We start from the raw sequence: 14286 nt of genomic DNA, 5'->3' as shown, positions 1-14286 counted from the left end.
TGTCTTACATTTCCTGGTTTTCTTCGCCGGCTTCGGCGTCGGATTTCGTGCTTGCCTGGGCCTGAACCTGCGGATTGCGGGCGTGGAACAGATCCAGATCGGCCTCGATCCGATCCAGCAGGCGGTTGCGGACCATGTCGTAGGCCAGCTCCACGGCTGCCGCGAAGCCCTCCGAATCGGCGCCGCCGTGGCTCTTGACCACGATGCCGTTCAGCCCGAGGAAGACGCCGCCGTTGGAACGGCTGACGTCCATCTTCTCGCGCAGGCGATCGAAGGCGCCCTTGGCGAAGACATAGCCGATGCGCGCCATCAGCGTGCGGCCCATGGCGGCGCGCAGATAGGAAGCGATCTGTCGTGCCGTGCCCTCGGCGGTCTTCAGCGCGATGTTGCCGGAAAACCCTTCCGTCACCACAACGTCCACCGTGCCCTTGCCGATGTCGTCGCCCTCGACGAAGCCGCGATAGTCCATGGAAGTCATGTTGGCCTCGCGCAGCATGCGCCCGGCGTCCTTGACCTCCTCCTGGCCCTTGACCTCTTCCACCCCGACATTGAGCAGGCCGACCGTAGGCCGCTCCATGCCGAAGACGGAGCGCGCCATGCCCGTGCCCAATATGGCGAAGTCGACGAGCTGGTGGGCGTCCGCGCCGATGGTGGCGCCGACGTCCAGCACGACGCTTTCGCCGCGCAGCGTCGGCCAGATGGCGGCGATGGCGGGCCGGTCGATGGTGGCCATGGTGCGCAGGCAGAATTTCGACATCGCCATCAGCGCGCCGGTGTTGCCGGCCGACACGCAGGCTTCGGACTTGCCGGACTTCACCGCCTCGATCGCCATCCACATGGACGACTTCCAGCGGCCGTGGCGCAGAGCCTGGCTGGGCTTCTCGTCCATCTTGACCGCGACTTCGCTGTGGATGAACTCGCTCTTGTCCGCGAGCTTCGGATATTTGGCGAGTTCTGGCCGCACGGCCTCCTCCCGCCCGTAGATGGTGAAGCGGATGTCCGGCCGGCGCACCGCGACAGCCATAAGCGCGGGAATGACAACGCCCGGGCCGTGATCCCCGCCCATGGCATCGATGGAAATCCTGATCACGCTGGAATCATCTCTTGTTTTGCTGGGTCGCCCCGCGACGTTCGGCGAAAATAGCGGTTTTGAGCCGCCGCACAACCGGCATTTATCACCCCGCCCCCGTTTCAGGATTTTCCGAACAGGGATTTCAGCTTGCGTTGGAACTCGGTCTCGCCGTCATCGGCGTCATCGTCTTCGCCCAGCAGGACGCCCGGCTTGCGCGGATAGGGATCGATCGCCAGGCCGAAGAACTCCTCGGCCAGGGCGCCGACATCGACCGTGTCGCCGGAGAATATCTCAGGGCTGTCGGGGCCTTCCGCATCCAGCAGGATCTCGCCGCCGGCCTCGAATCCAAGCCGGCCGAGCTTGGAATCCTCAGGCAGGAACAGGCCCTCGACCGGCTCGTCGACATGGGCGGCGACCGGGTCGAGCGTGACCACGCAGGCCTGGGTGATGTCGGCCTCCACCCGGCCGGTGACCTTGACGCCGTTGCGGCGCCAGGGCGTGACCAGCAGCTCGGCACGGTAGGACGCCACCGAGAGCAGGCCATGCGCCTGCGCCAGCGCAGCGCGCTGGGCGGCATCGGCCTCGATCGTCACCGGCAGGCCGTTCTGCGGCATCCTGGCCACATGGGCAAGGAACGAAACGGGGCTTTGCGGCTGGGCCTTGTCGTGCATCGCCGGCTCCTTCACGCGGCCGCCGGAAACGACAGCCTGCCCGCGCAGATATCGCCCGAGGGCTGCGCGGCAAGCCCCTCTTTCACCCGGAAGGCATAGGCGGCCAGGCTTTCCGCCTCGGGCCACTCCCCTTCGTCCGGCCTGACGTTGCGGGCAAGGGCTGCGACCAGCGCCTCGCGGTCGCCGCGCTCCAGCGCGTCCGCATAGGTGGCGGTGCGGCCGTAATACATCTTCGCCAGCTTTTTCATGCGTTTTGGCACGCCGACGTCGCTGATTCCCAGTTCGCGCAGCGAATGGTCGACATCGGTGAAGAACTCGTCGATCAGCACCTGCGCCACATCGGCTGCGGGGCCGGTTTCGCCGACGAGACGGTTCTGCAGCAGGAACATGGCCAGCGACAACATCTCGAAGCGGCCGAGCGGCGTGTCGGGCACATTCCACTGCGAATAAAGGATTTCCTGCCGCGCGGCCGCCACGATTTGACCGTAGAGGGCGTCGGTTATAGCGCGGTTGACTTGGCGTTTGCGGCCGAACAGGCGCTGGAACATTGGGGGCGGTCTCCCGGGGACCTGTTTGTCGGGCGGCATTGTTGCATCGGCGGCCAAGCTGGTTTACCGCTTTTGCCGCCTCATGCAAGCGGTGCCGGAGGCGGAATTAGGGAGTTGTCGTTGCGCACTCGGAAAATCAAGTCGCTCTTTTCGGCCCTGCCGGTCGGCCTGGCTTCCATGCTGGCCGCCACGGCATTGTCCGGCTGCAACTCCTCCAAGATGTTCGGCGACCTCAGCCCGAGCGAGACGCTGAACCAGGGCTATATCGTCGACCAGCAGGCGCTGGACATGGTGCCCGTGGGCTCCAGCCGCGAGCAGGTGCTGCTGGCGCTCGGCACGCCTTCCACCACGGCGACCTTCGACAACGAAGTCTTCTACTATATCTCGCAGACGCGCCGGCGGTCCGTCGCCTTCGACAATCCGCGGCTCGTGGACCAGAAGGTGCTCGCCGTCTATTTCGGCCAGGACGGCCGCGTCAGCCAGATCGCCAATTACGGCCTGAAGGACGGGAAGGTGTTCGACTTCATATCGCGCACCACGCCGACCGGCGGCAAGGACCAGAACTTCCTCTCCCAGATCATCCGGGGCGCAGGCAAGATGACCCCCGGCTCGGCCGGCAGCCTGCTGGGCGGCGGCAGCGGCCCGTAACGCGCCGCGACACTTTTTTTGCAGATCGAAAGACGAAAAACCCGCGGAATCGCTTCCGCGGGTTTTTTTGTCCCTTGACGCCCTGCCGGCGGCGTTGCGCCGCCGGGAAATATATATGGGCGTCAGGCGGCTCCGCCGTGCGCCAGCACCGCCAGCAGCAGCAGCGCCACGATATTGGTGATCTTGATGGCGGGGTTCACCGCCGGACCGGCGGTATCCTTGTAGGGATCGCCGACCGTGTCGCCCGTCACCGAGGCCTTGTGCGCTTCCGAACCCTTCAGGTGCTTGACGCCGTCCTTGTCGGTGAAGCCGTCTTCGAACGACTTCTTGGCGTTGTCCCAGGCGCCGCCGCCGGAGGTCATCGAGATGGCCACGAACAGGCCGTTGACGATGACGCCGAGCAGCGAGGCGCCGAGCGCCGCGAAGGCCGAGGCCTTGGACCCCGAGATCAGCAGAACGCCGAAATAGACGACCAGAGGCGCCAGCACCGGCAGCAGCGAGGGAATGATCATCTCCTTGATCGCCGCCTTGGTGAGCAGGTCGACGGCGCGCGCATAGTTCGGCTTGGCGGTGCCCTGCATGATGCCCGGATTCTCGCGGAACTGCTTGCGCACCTCCTGCACGATCGCCCCCGCCGCGCGCCCGACGGCCGTCATGGCGATGCCGCCGAACAGGTACGGAATCAGGCCGCCGAAGATCAGCCCCGCAACGACATAGGGGTTCGACAGGTCGAAGGAGACCGTACCGAGGTCCGAGAAGTACGGGAACTGCGTCGGGTTGGCGGCGAAAAACTGCAGATCGTTGGAATAGGCCGCGAACAGCACCAGGGCGCCGAGCCCGGCCGAACCGATGGCATAGCCCTTGGTGACGGCCTTGGTGGTGTTGCCCACCGCGTCCAGCGCGTCGGTCGACTGGCGTACCTCCTTGGGCATGCCCGACATCTCGGCGATGCCGCCGGCATTGTCGGTGACCGGGCCGAAGGCGTCCAGCGCCACGATCATGCCGGCCAGGCCGAGCATGGTGGTGACGGCGATCGCCGTGCCGAACAGGCCTGCAAGCTGATAGGTGGAGATGATGCCGCCGACGATGACGATGGCCGGCAACGCCGTCGATTCCAGTGAGACGGCGAGGCCCTGAATGACGTTGGTGCCGTGGCCGGTCACCGACGCCTGGGCGATCGAGACCACCGGGCGCTTGCCCGTGCCAGTGTAATATTCGGTGATGACCACGATCAGCGCCGTGACCAGCAGCCCGACAAGACCGCAGATGAACAGGTTGGTTCCGGTGACGGGCGCCCTGCCCCCGGTGATGGCGAGTTCGCCCCATCCGATGGTGAGCGACGTGGCCACGCCAAGCCCGACCACCGACAGGATGCCGGTGACGATCAGGCCCTTGTAGAGCGCGCCCATGATCGAACCGTTGGCGCCCAGCTTGACGAAGAAGGTGCCGACGATCGAAGTGAGGATGCAGGCGCCGCAGATGGCGAGCGGGTAGATCATCACATCGACCAGATTGCCCGCGCCCGCGAAGAAGATGGCGGCCAGCACCATGGTGGCCACCACCGTCACCGCATAGGTCTCGAACAGGTCGGCCGCCATGCCGGCGCAGTCGCCGACATTGTCGCCGACATTGTCGGCGATGGTTGCCGGGTTGCGCGGATCGTCCTCGGGAATGCCGGCTTCCACCTTGCCGACGAGATCGCCGCCCACGTCGGCACCCTTGGTGAAGATGCCGCCGCCGAGGCGCGCGAAGATGGAGATCAGCGAAGCGCCGAAGCCCAGCGCCACCAGCGCGTCGATGACCGTGCGGTCGGCCGGTCCATGGCCGAGCGGCCCGGTCAGTACCCAGTAATAGACGGACACGCCGAGCAGCGCGAGGCCAGCGACCAGAAGGCCGGTGATCGCGCCCGACTTGAAGGCGATGTCGAGGCCGGCGGCGAGGCTGTTGGAGGCCGCCTGGGCGGTGCGCACGTTGGCGCGCACCGAAACGTGCATGCCGATGAAGCCGGCCGCTCCCGAAAGCACGGCCCCGATCAGGAAGCCGATCGCGGCGGTGCCGGAAAGCAGCCACCACGCGAGCAGGAAGACGACGACGCCGACGATGGCGATGGTTGTATATTGGCGCGAAAGATAAGCCTGAGCCCCCTCGCGGATGGCGGCGGCGATTTCCTGCATGCGCGCGTTGCCCTGGTCGGCGGCAAGCACCGACTGCGTCGCCCAGATGGCGTAGACAACGGAAAGCACGCCGCAGAGAATGACGACATAGAGCATGGTCATTTGCGGATTTTTCCTCGACTGATCATCCGGAAGAACCCCTCCCCGGACATTGAACCTCGACGGGCGCCAAATTCCTCCTCGGCGCCGGATCGACAGGGCGCATGCGAACAGGTTCCCCGGCGAACGTCAAGATATTGTTCGCTTTTCGCTGTCTTTTCGGCCGACGGGCCGTCCACCGGCGCCGAACGCCGCCGGCGGGCAGGCAGCGGCGGCTCATTCGCGCTCGAGATCGGCGTCCGGCTGGATGACGTAGATCAGCACCACGAGCATGGTGATATAGAACTTGAAGGCGGCGTCCTGTCCGTTCCAGGTCTTGGACTGCCACATGGCGAACCACTCGCCGCCGACGACCATGAAGCCGAAATACCAGACCAGGAAGCCCATCGTGGTGCCGATGACGGCGAACTTCTTGGCGTTGTTGAAGTCCCGGCCGCTGCCGTTGCGGGCGCTCCACAGGTTCCAGGCGGCGACGAGGAACAGGACGCAGGTGATCGCCTCACCGAGGATGATAAGCCAGTAGCCGGCCGTCCACAGCCCCGGGCTGGTGATGGAGCGATACATCAGCGCGTTGCCGGGAAAGGTCGTGTCCATGGACAGCACATGCTGGACAAAGGCGTAGTTCGAACCATAGTCGGTGATGTTGCCGAATGCGACGAGGAAGGCGAAGGCAGCCAGGCACAGGCACATGATGATCTTGGAAAGACGCAAAGTCATGGCGAAGTCTCCTCCGGAAAGTGGCGATCCCAACCACCGCAACCGAAACTGGCCGAGTCCCCTCGACAGTGCAACTTTTGCCGTGGAAATCGCGCTGACGGCGAGTGCGCGCCTTCACGCCGGCCGTCAGGAAGGACTATCGGCCGCGCTCAGCGCGCTGCGCCTGCCGGCCGGTTGCGCGCAAGGCGATCTGGTGACGCTGGAAACAGCCGGCGCACGGCACGACTTCCTCGTCCTCATGCGCCGCTGGGTGGCGTCGGGCGACGGGCTTCGGCTGGAGGTCACCCTCGACCACCCGGCACGACCGGTCGGCCGGTAGGCTCCCGCCCGACGACGGAAGCGCGGTTCAGGCGCTGCGGCGCCTGTTCGTCAGCGCGAGCACGCCCAGGCCCACGAAGCACACCGCCACTATGGGAAACACGATCCAGTTCAGCATGTCCCAGCCCCAGGCGTTGTAGACGGCGCCCGACATCAGCGAGGCGAAGGCGACCGAGCCGAACAGCACGAAATCGTGGAAGCCCTGCACCTTGCCCTTCTCGGCCGGCCGGTAGCTCTCGGCCACGATGGCCGTGGCGCCGATGAAGCCGAAGTTCCAGCCCAGCCCGAGCAGCACCAGCGCGGTCCAGAACTGCCAGAGCGCGAGTCCGGACAGGGCGACCAGGGCGCAGCCGACCAGCAGCGCCAGACCGAGGGCGACGATGCGCTCGGCACCGAAGCGATGGATGAGCGCGCCGGTGAAGAAGCTCGGCCCGTACATGGCCATGACGTGCCAGGAGATGCCGAGCGTGGCGTCGTCCGTGGACAGGCCGCAGCCGACCATGGCCAGCGGAGCACCGGTCATCACGAAGCTCATCAGCGCATAGCTCCCGACCCCGCACAGCAGAGCCACCGCAAATCGCGGGCGAGCGACGATTTCCAGCAACGGCCGCGCCTCGCCCGCCACCGTCGGCGGCGCCACGGACGAGCGCGCCGGCACGCGCAGGAACGAAAGAAGCAGGGCGCCCACGGCCGCCAGCACCAGAATTGCTGCGAAGGAGCCCGCGAACATGACCGGCGCGAGCAGTTCGCGCGTGAAGATGACGATCTGGGGTCCGAGGATCGCGGTGACGATGCCGCCGGCGAGCACGAAGGAGATGGCCCGCGCCTTGAAGGCGGGCGGGGCGTTGTCGGCGGCGGCGAACCGGAACTGCTGGACGAAGGCGCCGCCGATGCCGAGCATGGCAAGGCCGGCGGCGAACATCCAGAAACTGCCCTGGAACAGGGCCAGCGTGGCGATCAGCCCGCCCAGCGCCGTCACCAGGGTTCCGGTCATGAAGCCGCCGCGGTGGCCGAGCGCGCGGATCATGGCTGCGGCCGGCAGCGCGCCGAGCGCCACGCCGAGGTTGAAGCCGGTGATCGGGGCCGTGGCCAGCGACTTGTCCGGCCCGAGCAGGTAGTGCCCGGCCAGCGCGCCCATGGAGATCGCGATCGGCGCCGCGGAGCCGACGATCGCCTGCGCCGCTGCCAGGATGAAGGCCGTGCGGCGCGCTTCCGAGGAAGCGTCAGGGGCGGTCGCGACCGCCGTCACCGGGCATCCTTGCCGCGGCCCTCGCCGCGCACCCGGCGCGCGACGCGGTCCAGCACGGCGTTGACGAGCTTGGGTTCGTCCTCTTCGTAGAATGCCTTGGCGATATCGACATATTCGGAAACGATGACAGCCACCGGCACGTCCTCGCGCTTCATCAGTTCGTAGACACCGGCGCGCAGGATGGCGCGCAATGTGGAATCCAGCCGCGACAGCGGCCAGTCCTCGGTCAGCGCCTGGCGGATGATCGGATCGACGGTCTTCTGGTTCTCGACCACGCCGGCCAGGATGGCGCGAAACCATTGCGCGTCCGCCTCGCGGTAGAGCGAGCCGTCCACTTCCTTGCCGAGGCGAAAGGATTCGTACTCGGCCGTCGTCTCCAGAAGGCCGCTGCCTGCGACATCCATCTGATAGAGCGCCTGCACGGCGGCAAGCCGGGCTGCGCCGCGCTTGTTGGCCTGGCGGATTGGGGGCTGACCGCTGCCGGTGGGTTGCGTCACTTGCATCAAGCTCCGAGCTTCTTGCGCACACCGATCATGGTCAACGCGGCACGGGCGGCGAAACCGCCCTTGTCGCCCTCGCTCTTGCGCGCCCTCGCCCAGGCCTGCTCCTCGTTCTCGGTGGTGAGGATGCCGTTGCCGAGGCAGACCGATTCCTGGACCGAAAGGTCCATCAGCGCGCGCGCGGATTCATTGGCGACGATCTCGAAATGATACGTCTCGCCCCGGATCACCGTGCCGAGCGCCACAAAGCCGTCATAGGCGGCGGCGCCGTCGGCCTCGGCATCGAGGGCAAGCGAGATGACCGCCGGGATTTCCAGCGCCCCCGGCACCGTCACGACGTCGTACTTGGCGCCGGCGTCGTCGAGCGCGGCCTTGGCGCCTTCCAGCAGCGCATCCGCCAGGTCGTCGTAGAAACGCGCCTCGACGATCAAGAGTTTGGGTTTTTTGGTCCGGGCCATATCCGCATCTCCGAGGGAGCCGGTCAATTAGGCCGAAGCGCATGGGACCGCAAGGCCCAGATTGCCGCGGAAGGCGAAAGGCAAGTCGTTATTCGAAAACCGGGCTCACAGCCCTTCCCTGGCGGCTTCGGCCAGCCTGGCCGCATAGCGGGCCATGGTATCGATCTCGATATTGACGCGGTCGCCCACCTTTCGCTCGCCCCAGGTGGTGACCTCCAGCGAGTGGTGGATCAGAAGCACGTCGAAGCGCACGCCTTCGACCTTGTTGACGGTGAGCGACGTGCCGTCGAGCGCAACCGAGCCCTTCGGCGCGATGAAACGCGCCAGTTCGCGCGGCGCTGCAAGCGTGAAGCGCACGGCATCGCCCTCCTCCTCGCGCGCCACGATCGCGGCCATGCCGTCGACATGGCCCGAGACGATATGCCCGCCCAGTTCGTCGCCGATCTTCAGCGCCCGTTCCAGATTGAGGCGCGTGCCCGGCCGCCATGTCGACGCGGTGGTGAGCCGCAGCGCCTCCTCCCAAGCCTCGACCTCGAACCAGCGGGCGTTGGATCCGGCCTCCGGCAGCGCCGTGACGGTGAGGCACACGCCGCCGCAGGAGATCGAGGCGCCGATGTCGATGCCGGCCGGGTCATAGGCCGTGTCGATGCGCAGGCCGACGCCCTCCCTCAGCGGCTTGACGGCGGCGACGGTGCCGACGTCGGTGACGATGCCGGTGAACATCAGATGTCCCTCACCCATTCCCTGTACATGTCGTCGCCGAAGCGCATCTCGCGCAATTTGCGGAAGCCGGCCGGTATGCTCCGCTCGTCCAGCGGCGAAGCCACGCCGCCCGCGCCGATCTCGTCCGGCCCGCGAAACAGCACGATGCGGTCGACCAGGTCGTCCGCCAGGAACGCTTTCGCCACTTCCGCGCCGCCCTCGACCAATATGCTTGCCATGCCGAGCGCGGCAAGGTCTTCCATAAGTTCCGGCAGGGCGACCGCTCCGTCCACGGTCTCGGTGCCGATGAAGCGCACGCCCAGCCGCTCCAGCGCCGCGCGGCGATGCGGCTCGGCATCCGGCGCGGCCGCGATATAGAGCGGCACGCGATCGACGCCGGCGACCAGCCTGGATGTTTCCGGCAGACGGATGCGCCTGTCGAGCAGGACGCGCGCAGGAGAACGGCTCTCCAGCCCGGGCAGCCGCACGGTCAGCGCCGGATCGTCCTCCAGCGCCGTGCCGATGCCGATGAGCACCGCATCTGCCTCGGCGCGCATCAGATGCACCTCGCGGCGCGCCACCTCGCCGGTGACCGACACCTGCCCCCCGCCCCTGCGGCCGATATAGCCGTCGGCGGAAAGCGCAAGCTTCAGAACGATTTCCGGGCGCTTTCTCAGAGAACGGCTCATATAGCCGGCCATCTGCTCGGCCGCTTCCACCGCCAGCACCTTCTCCACCACTTCGATGCCCGCCTGCCGCAGGATCGCATAGCCCTTGCCGGACACGCGCGGGTCGGGATCGCTGGCCGCACCCACCACGCGCGCGATGCCGGCAGCCGCCAGCGCGACGGCGCAAGGCGGGGTGCGGCCGTGATGGGCGCAGGGTTCCAGCGTGACATAGGCGGTTGCGCCGCGCGCCAGTTCGCCGGCCAGCCCCAGCGCTTCCGTTTCGGCATGCGGGCGGCCGCCGACAGCGGTGACGCCGGTGCCGACGATCATCGGCCCGCCGCCGTCGTTGCGCACGACGATGGTGCCGACGGACGGATTGGTGGCGGTGCGGCCGGCATTCCTGCGCGACAGGCGCAATGCGGCCGCCATGAACCGGCGGTCGAGCGCCTCCTGCGCGGCCCTGTCCCTTGCTGCCATCGTCAGGGCTGCTCCTCGTCGCCCTTCAGTTCTCCGAGCACGTCGTGGAAATCCTTGGCCTCGCGGAAATTGCGGTAGACCGAGGCGAAGCGCACATAGGCCACGTCATCGAGCGACTTCAGCGCCTCCATCACCAGCCGGCCGACCTCGGCGGAGGGGATCTCCGTCTCGCCGGAGCTTTCGAGTTGGCGCACGATGCCGGTGACGGCGCGATCGATGCGCTCGGGGTCGACGTTGCGCTTGCGCACAGCCGTCTCCATCGAACGCGCCAGCTTGTCGCGGTCGAAAGGCACCTTGCGCCCGGATTTCTTGACCACGACGAGATCGCGCAACTGCACCCGCTCGAAGGTGGTGAAGCGGCCGCCGCAATCGGGGCAAACCCGGCGCCTGCGGATCGCCGCGCCGTCCTCGGCGGGGCGCGAATCCTTCACCTGGGTGTCTTCGGACTGGCAATAAGGGCAGCGCATGGCCTAGTTCATCTTTGGAGTTATGAGTTCAACTGTGGGAAAATAGGTCCGGTAACGTCCGCCGTCCCGCGTCACGATGGGCAAACGCAGGACCGCCGCGTGAGCCCCGATGAAAAAATCGGGCAAGACGCCAGTCCTGACGCCTCCGGCACGCCGGTAGAGCGCATGAACCTTGGACGCCATGAAAAGTGCGGCACGCGGGATCGGCAGCATTTGCAGACCGGCATCCGTGACAAATCCATCGAGCGCCTCCACGGCTTCAAATCTCGTCGCCAATTCGGCGTAGACGATGTCATTGATGGCCAAGAAACCCGCCGCCTGAGCACCGGCGAGCGCTTGCACCGACCAATCCTCCCAAACAGGATCCCCGGTCAGCAGATCGAGCAGCACGTTCGAATCTACGAGCGCCAATCGTCACCGCGCGTAAGGGCCATGATCTCGTCCGTTGTCAGGCCCGGGCCGAGCATGCCCCGATATTTGTCAAACCGGCTGGTTATCTTCTTCCCGTCCACACGCTGTATAACCACCTCGTTGCGGTCGTTCAGCCGAAACTCGACTTCCCCGCCGGGTTCGACGCGCAACATCTCGCGCACCGTCTTGGGAATGGTGACCTGCCCTTTCGTCGTGACTTTCGTGCTCATGGCAGCCTCGGTAATACCTGTTTTCAGAAAGGTATTACCGAGGCCGGCTCAAATCAAGAGCAGCAAGATTCCCCCTCACCCCAGATAGGGATAGAGCGGGAAGCGGTCGGTCAGCGCCACCACCTTGGCCTTCACCGCCGCTTCCACGGCGGCGTTGCCCTCGTCGGAATTGGCAGCCTTCAGGCCGTCGAGCACCTCGGCGATGAGATGGCCGATCTCGCGGAACTCGGCCTGGCCGAAGCCGCGGGTGGTGCCGGCCGGCGTTCCCAGCCGCACGCCCGAGGTCACGAAGGGCTTTTCGGGGTCGAAGGGGATCCCGTTCTTGTTGCAGGTGATGTTGGCGCGACCGAGCGCGGCCTCCGCGCGCTTGCCGGTGGCGTTCTTCGGCCGCAGGTCGACCAGCATGAGATGATTGTCGGTGCCGCCCGAAACGATGTCCAGGCCGGTTTCCTTGAGGCTGGAGGCAAGCGCCTTGGCGTTGGCCACGACATTGGCCGCGTAGGTCTTGAACTCCGGCTTCAGCGCCTCGCCGAAGGCAACGGCCTTGGCGGCGATGACGTGCATCAGCGGGCCGCCCTGCAGCCCGGGGAACACGGCCGAATTGATCTTCTTGGCAATGTCCTCGTGATTGGTGAGGATCATGCCGCCGCGCGGGCCGCGCAGCGACTTGTGCGTGGTGGTGGTGACGACATGGGCGTGCGGCAGCGGCGACGGATGCTGGCCGCCGGCGACGAGGCCGGCGATGTGGGCCATGTCGACCATGAGGTAGGCGCCGATCGAATCGGCGATCTCGCGGAAACGCTTCCAGTCCCAGATGCGCGAATAGGCGGTGCCGCCGGCCAGGATCAGCTTCGGCCTGGTCTCGTGCGCCAGTTTCTCGACCGCGTCCATGTCGAGAAGGTGGTCGTCCTCGCGCACGCCGTAGGAAACGACCTTGAACCACTTGCCGCTCATGTTGACCGGCGAGCCGTGCGTCAGGTGGCCGCCCGAATTCAGATCGAGGCCCATGAAGGTGTCGCCGGGCTGCAGCAGCGCCAAGAACACGGCCTGGTTCATCTGGCTGCCCGAATTCGGCTGGACGTTGGCGAACTGGCAGTCGAAGAGCTTCTTGGCGCGCTCGATGGCCAGTTCCTCGGCCACGTCCACGAACTGGCAGCCGCCATAGTAGCGCTTGCCCGGATAGCCCTCGGCATATTTATTGGTCATGATCGAGCCCTGGGCCTCGAGCACCGCGCGGCTGACGATGTTTTCGGAGGCGATCAGTTCGATCTCGTGGCGCTGGCGGCCAAGCTCGTTGCGGATGGCGCCGAAGATTTCCGGATCGGCATCGGCAAGGGTGGTTTCGAAGAAGCTCTCGAACGAGTTCAAGGCGGCCGTTGCTGTTGCCATAGCGAGAAATCCCTGATGACCGGAGGAAACTGGTGGGGCCATTAACACAGATGCTCCCGCCCCGCCACGCTTGGGGCGCGAAATTTGCTGGCCCGAATGCGCCAGCCCTGCCCGACGAAAAAAGATCGGATGATTGGGGCGCCAGCCGCCTCCTTTGAAAGGGTGGCTGGTAGACCGTCTTCCGGGCAAGCTCCAACGGTTCAACCTGGAGGAGGCTTTTGCTATGGAATTGTTCGTTGGCCTTGATGTTTCGGTGCGCTCAACCAGCATCTGCGTGATGGATGCGCATGGCGATCTCATCCGTGAGTGCAAGGTCGAGACCGAGCCGACTGTGATCGGCACCGCACTTCACGCAGTTGGCGGTCCCTACAAGCGCGTCGGCCTAGAGGCCGGTCCACTCTCGCAATGGCTCTACAGCGGCCTCGCGGCCGCAGGCTATCCAGTGATCTGTGTTGAGACGCGGCACATGAAGGCCGCGCTCTCAGCTCAGATCAACAAGACCGATCGCAATGATGCCCGAGGCATCGCGCAGATGATGCGGGTCGGGCTCTACAAGCCGGTCCATGTCAAGACCGTTCGGAGCCAGGAGATTCGGATGCTGCTCACTGCGCGCAAGTTCGTGCAGGCGAAGATTGTCGATGCGGAGAACAACCTACGCGGCCTGCTGCGCAACTTCGGCCTCAAGGTTGGAGTCGTGACCAGGTTGCAGTTTGAGCGGCGCATTATCGAATTGCTCGAACAGTCCCCGCATCTTCACCTGGTGATCGATCCTCTCCTGGAAGTGCGCCGCGTGCTGAGAGAGCAGTTTCAGCGATTGCAAAAGGCGATGGAACGGCTGGCTGAGAACGACGACATCTGCAAACTCCTCATGACGGCACCGGGAGTTGGGCCGGTGGTTGCCCTAAGCTTTCGGGCTGGCGTCGACGAACCGGCGCGCTTCAGTCGATCTCGGTCCGTTCCAGCCCACTTCGGATTGACGCCTTCACGCTATCAATCCGGCGAGATCGACCGGGATAGAGGCATCTCCAAGTGCGGCGATGCAGGAATCCGCTGGGTAATGGTAGAAGCCGCCGGAATCTTGCTGCGGCTCACGAAGCGCAGCTCTCCGCTGAAGACGTGGGGACTATCCATTGCGCGTCGGCGAGGTATGGCAAAGGCTACCGTGGCGGTGGCTCGACGCCTGGCAGTCATCCTGCATCGGATGTGGATGGACAATACGCCATATCGCTGGGAGGCCAAGACCGCCTGAGTGATCGATCGAATAGAGAATTCCGCGACGCTGCGCGGATAGAGGTCCCGTTCAGGGACGAGTGGGTAGGCAATCTCGCGGGCGGGCTGGACGTCAGTTAAGACTGGCAGCTTCGGAAAAAAGAGTGGGATGCCTCTCCATCCGACCCGATCATGGAGCGGTCAAGCGCCGACTTCGAAGAGAAGCCAGACCCCTGGCGGGCAACCATCACGTCCTGCAGCTCAGATCCTTTGCGTGCC

At 65.7% G+C, this 14286-nt stretch carries 17 protein-coding genes; 3 read left to right on the top strand and 14 right to left on the bottom strand.

Annotation, left to right across the window (positions count from 1 at the left end; translation table 11 throughout):
• Positions 1 to 4: 4 nt before the first annotated feature.
• From plsX to ACTDI4_RS11365, 3 genes are all read right to left on the bottom strand, one after another.
• On the bottom strand, positions 5 to 1090 hold the full coding sequence (plsX, locus tag ACTDI4_RS11375; protein ID WP_442841245.1) for a phosphate acyltransferase PlsX: 1086 nt from the start codon (positions 1088 to 1090) through the stop codon (positions 5 to 7).
• A gap of 101 nt (positions 1091 to 1191) precedes the next feature.
• Entirely contained in the window at positions 1192 to 1743 is a 552-nt protein-coding gene (locus ACTDI4_RS11370; protein ID WP_442841244.1) for a YceD family protein, read from the bottom strand.
• Between the two features lie 11 nt (positions 1744 to 1754).
• Positions 1755 to 2291 carry a ubiquinol-cytochrome C chaperone family protein gene (locus tag ACTDI4_RS11365; RefSeq protein ID WP_442841243.1) on the bottom strand — a complete coding sequence of 179 codons (537 nt, stop codon included), beginning with the start codon at positions 2289 to 2291 and terminating at the stop codon, positions 1755 to 1757.
• Between the two features lie 120 nt (positions 2292 to 2411).
• Here ACTDI4_RS11365 and ACTDI4_RS11360 point away from each other — a divergent pair, with 120 nt between their 5' ends.
• A complete protein-coding gene (locus ACTDI4_RS11360) occupies positions 2412 to 2939 on the top strand; it encodes an outer membrane protein assembly factor BamE (RefSeq protein ID WP_442841242.1) in 528 nt (175 codons plus the stop codon).
• Between the two features lie 122 nt (positions 2940 to 3061).
• Here ACTDI4_RS11360 and ACTDI4_RS11355 read toward each other — a convergent pair whose 3' ends face one another.
• Positions 3062 to 5215, bottom strand: a complete 2154-nt coding sequence (locus ACTDI4_RS11355) for a sodium-translocating pyrophosphatase (RefSeq protein WP_442841241.1) — start codon at positions 5213 to 5215, stop codon at positions 3062 to 3064.
• A gap of 213 nt (positions 5216 to 5428) precedes the next feature.
• Complete coding sequence (locus tag ACTDI4_RS11350) at positions 5429 to 5929, bottom strand: DUF2165 family protein (protein WP_442841240.1); 501 nt, start codon at positions 5927 to 5929, stop codon at positions 5429 to 5431.
• On the opposite strand from ACTDI4_RS11350, the gene ACTDI4_RS11345 reads away from it, so the two are divergent.
• Positions 5928 to 6248, top strand: a complete 321-nt coding sequence (locus ACTDI4_RS11345) for a hypothetical protein (protein ID WP_442841239.1) — start codon at positions 5928 to 5930, stop codon at positions 6246 to 6248. The genes ACTDI4_RS11350 and ACTDI4_RS11345 overlap by 2 nt on opposite strands.
• Before the next feature lie 27 nt (positions 6249 to 6275).
• Here the strand turns inward: ACTDI4_RS11345 and ACTDI4_RS11340 are convergent, their stop codons facing one another.
• The 9 genes from ACTDI4_RS11340 to glyA form a co-directional block, all read right to left on the bottom strand.
• A complete protein-coding gene (locus ACTDI4_RS11340; RefSeq protein WP_442841238.1) occupies positions 6276 to 7496 on the bottom strand; it encodes an MFS transporter in 1221 nt (406 codons plus the stop codon).
• Entirely contained in the window at positions 7493 to 7999 is a 507-nt protein-coding gene (gene nusB / locus ACTDI4_RS11335) for a transcription antitermination factor NusB (RefSeq protein WP_442841237.1), read from the bottom strand. Before nusB ends, ACTDI4_RS11340 begins: the two co-directional genes overlap by 4 nt.
• The gene (ribH, locus tag ACTDI4_RS11330) at positions 7999 to 8454 is read right to left on the bottom strand and encodes a 6,7-dimethyl-8-ribityllumazine synthase (RefSeq protein WP_442841236.1); all 456 of its coding nucleotides are present in this window, start codon (positions 8452 to 8454) and stop codon (positions 7999 to 8001) included. The genes nusB and ribH overlap by 1 nt, the downstream gene beginning before the upstream one ends.
• A gap of 105 nt (positions 8455 to 8559) precedes the next feature.
• Positions 8560 to 9177 carry a riboflavin synthase gene (locus ACTDI4_RS11325; protein WP_442843335.1) on the bottom strand — a complete coding sequence of 206 codons (618 nt, stop codon included), beginning with the start codon at positions 9175 to 9177 and terminating at the stop codon, positions 8560 to 8562.
• Entirely contained in the window at positions 9177 to 10301 is a 1125-nt protein-coding gene (gene ribD / locus ACTDI4_RS11320; RefSeq protein ID WP_442841235.1) for a bifunctional diaminohydroxyphosphoribosylaminopyrimidine deaminase/5-amino-6-(5-phosphoribosylamino)uracil reductase RibD, read from the bottom strand. The genes ACTDI4_RS11325 and ribD overlap by 1 nt, the downstream gene beginning before the upstream one ends.
• A gap of 2 nt (positions 10302 to 10303) precedes the next feature.
• Entirely contained in the window at positions 10304 to 10768 is a 465-nt protein-coding gene (gene nrdR / locus ACTDI4_RS11315; RefSeq protein WP_442841234.1) for a transcriptional regulator NrdR, read from the bottom strand.
• A gap of 3 nt (positions 10769 to 10771) precedes the next feature.
• Complete coding sequence (locus ACTDI4_RS11310; RefSeq protein WP_442841233.1) at positions 10772 to 11179, bottom strand: type II toxin-antitoxin system VapC family toxin; 408 nt, start codon at positions 11177 to 11179, stop codon at positions 10772 to 10774.
• Positions 11167 to 11409, bottom strand: a complete 243-nt coding sequence (locus ACTDI4_RS11305; protein ID WP_442841232.1) for an AbrB/MazE/SpoVT family DNA-binding domain-containing protein — start codon at positions 11407 to 11409, stop codon at positions 11167 to 11169. The genes ACTDI4_RS11310 and ACTDI4_RS11305 overlap by 13 nt, the downstream gene beginning before the upstream one ends.
• A gap of 75 nt (positions 11410 to 11484) precedes the next feature.
• On the bottom strand, positions 11485 to 12798 hold the full coding sequence (gene glyA, locus ACTDI4_RS11300; RefSeq protein ID WP_442841231.1) for a serine hydroxymethyltransferase: 1314 nt from the start codon (positions 12796 to 12798) through the stop codon (positions 11485 to 11487).
• A gap of 223 nt (positions 12799 to 13021) precedes the next feature.
• Between glyA and ACTDI4_RS11295 the strand changes: the two genes are divergently transcribed.
• A complete protein-coding gene (locus ACTDI4_RS11295) occupies positions 13022 to 14047 on the top strand; it encodes an IS110 family transposase (RefSeq protein ID WP_442841230.1) in 1026 nt (341 codons plus the stop codon).
• The last annotated feature ends 239 nt before the right edge of the window (positions 14048 to 14286 follow it).

The organism is Mesorhizobium sp. PUT5 (assembly GCF_052216645.1).
Lineage (GTDB): Bacteria > Pseudomonadota > Alphaproteobacteria > Rhizobiales > Rhizobiaceae > Mesorhizobium.
Note: the sequence above shows the minus strand (reverse complement) of the source record. Positions and strands in the feature narration are given on the sequence as shown.

What these genes read in the sequence shown, in the direction of transcription:
- ribD (WP_442841235.1), bottom strand. Translation starts at nt 10,301, where the DNA reads ATGGCAGCAAGGGACAGGGCCGCGCAGGAGGCGCTCGACCGCCGGTTC.
- ACTDI4_RS11350 (WP_442841240.1), bottom strand. Translation starts at nt 5,929, where the DNA reads ATGACTTTGCGTCTTTCCAAGATCATCATGTGCCTGTGCCTGGCTGCC.
- nusB (WP_442841237.1), bottom strand. Translation starts at nt 7,999, where the DNA reads ATGCAAGTGACGCAACCCACCGGCAGCGGTCAGCCCCCAATCCGCCAG.
- ACTDI4_RS11295 (WP_442841230.1), top strand. Translation starts at nt 13,022, where the DNA reads ATGGAATTGTTCGTTGGCCTTGATGTTTCGGTGCGCTCAACCAGCATC.
- ACTDI4_RS11370 (WP_442841244.1), bottom strand. Translation starts at nt 1,743, where the DNA reads ATGCACGACAAGGCCCAGCCGCAAAGCCCCGTTTCGTTCCTTGCCCAT.
- ribH (WP_442841236.1), bottom strand. Translation starts at nt 8,454, where the DNA reads ATGGCCCGGACCAAAAAACCCAAACTCTTGATCGTCGAGGCGCGTTTC.
- ACTDI4_RS11365 (WP_442841243.1), bottom strand. Translation starts at nt 2,291, where the DNA reads ATGTTCCAGCGCCTGTTCGGCCGCAAACGCCAAGTCAACCGCGCTATA.
- ACTDI4_RS11355 (WP_442841241.1), bottom strand. Translation starts at nt 5,215, where the DNA reads ATGACCATGCTCTATGTCGTCATTCTCTGCGGCGTGCTTTCCGTTGTC.
- ACTDI4_RS11305 (WP_442841232.1), bottom strand. Translation starts at nt 11,409, where the DNA reads ATGAGCACGAAAGTCACGACGAAAGGGCAGGTCACCATTCCCAAGACG.
- ACTDI4_RS11325 (WP_442843335.1), bottom strand. Translation starts at nt 9,177, where the DNA reads ATGTTCACCGGCATCGTCACCGACGTCGGCACCGTCGCCGCCGTCAAG.
- glyA (WP_442841231.1), bottom strand. Translation starts at nt 12,798, where the DNA reads ATGGCAACAGCAACGGCCGCCTTGAACTCGTTCGAGAGCTTCTTCGAA.
- nrdR (WP_442841234.1), bottom strand. Translation starts at nt 10,768, where the DNA reads ATGCGCTGCCCTTATTGCCAGTCCGAAGACACCCAGGTGAAGGATTCG.
- ACTDI4_RS11345 (WP_442841239.1), top strand. Translation starts at nt 5,928, where the DNA reads ATGGCGAAGTCTCCTCCGGAAAGTGGCGATCCCAACCACCGCAACCGA.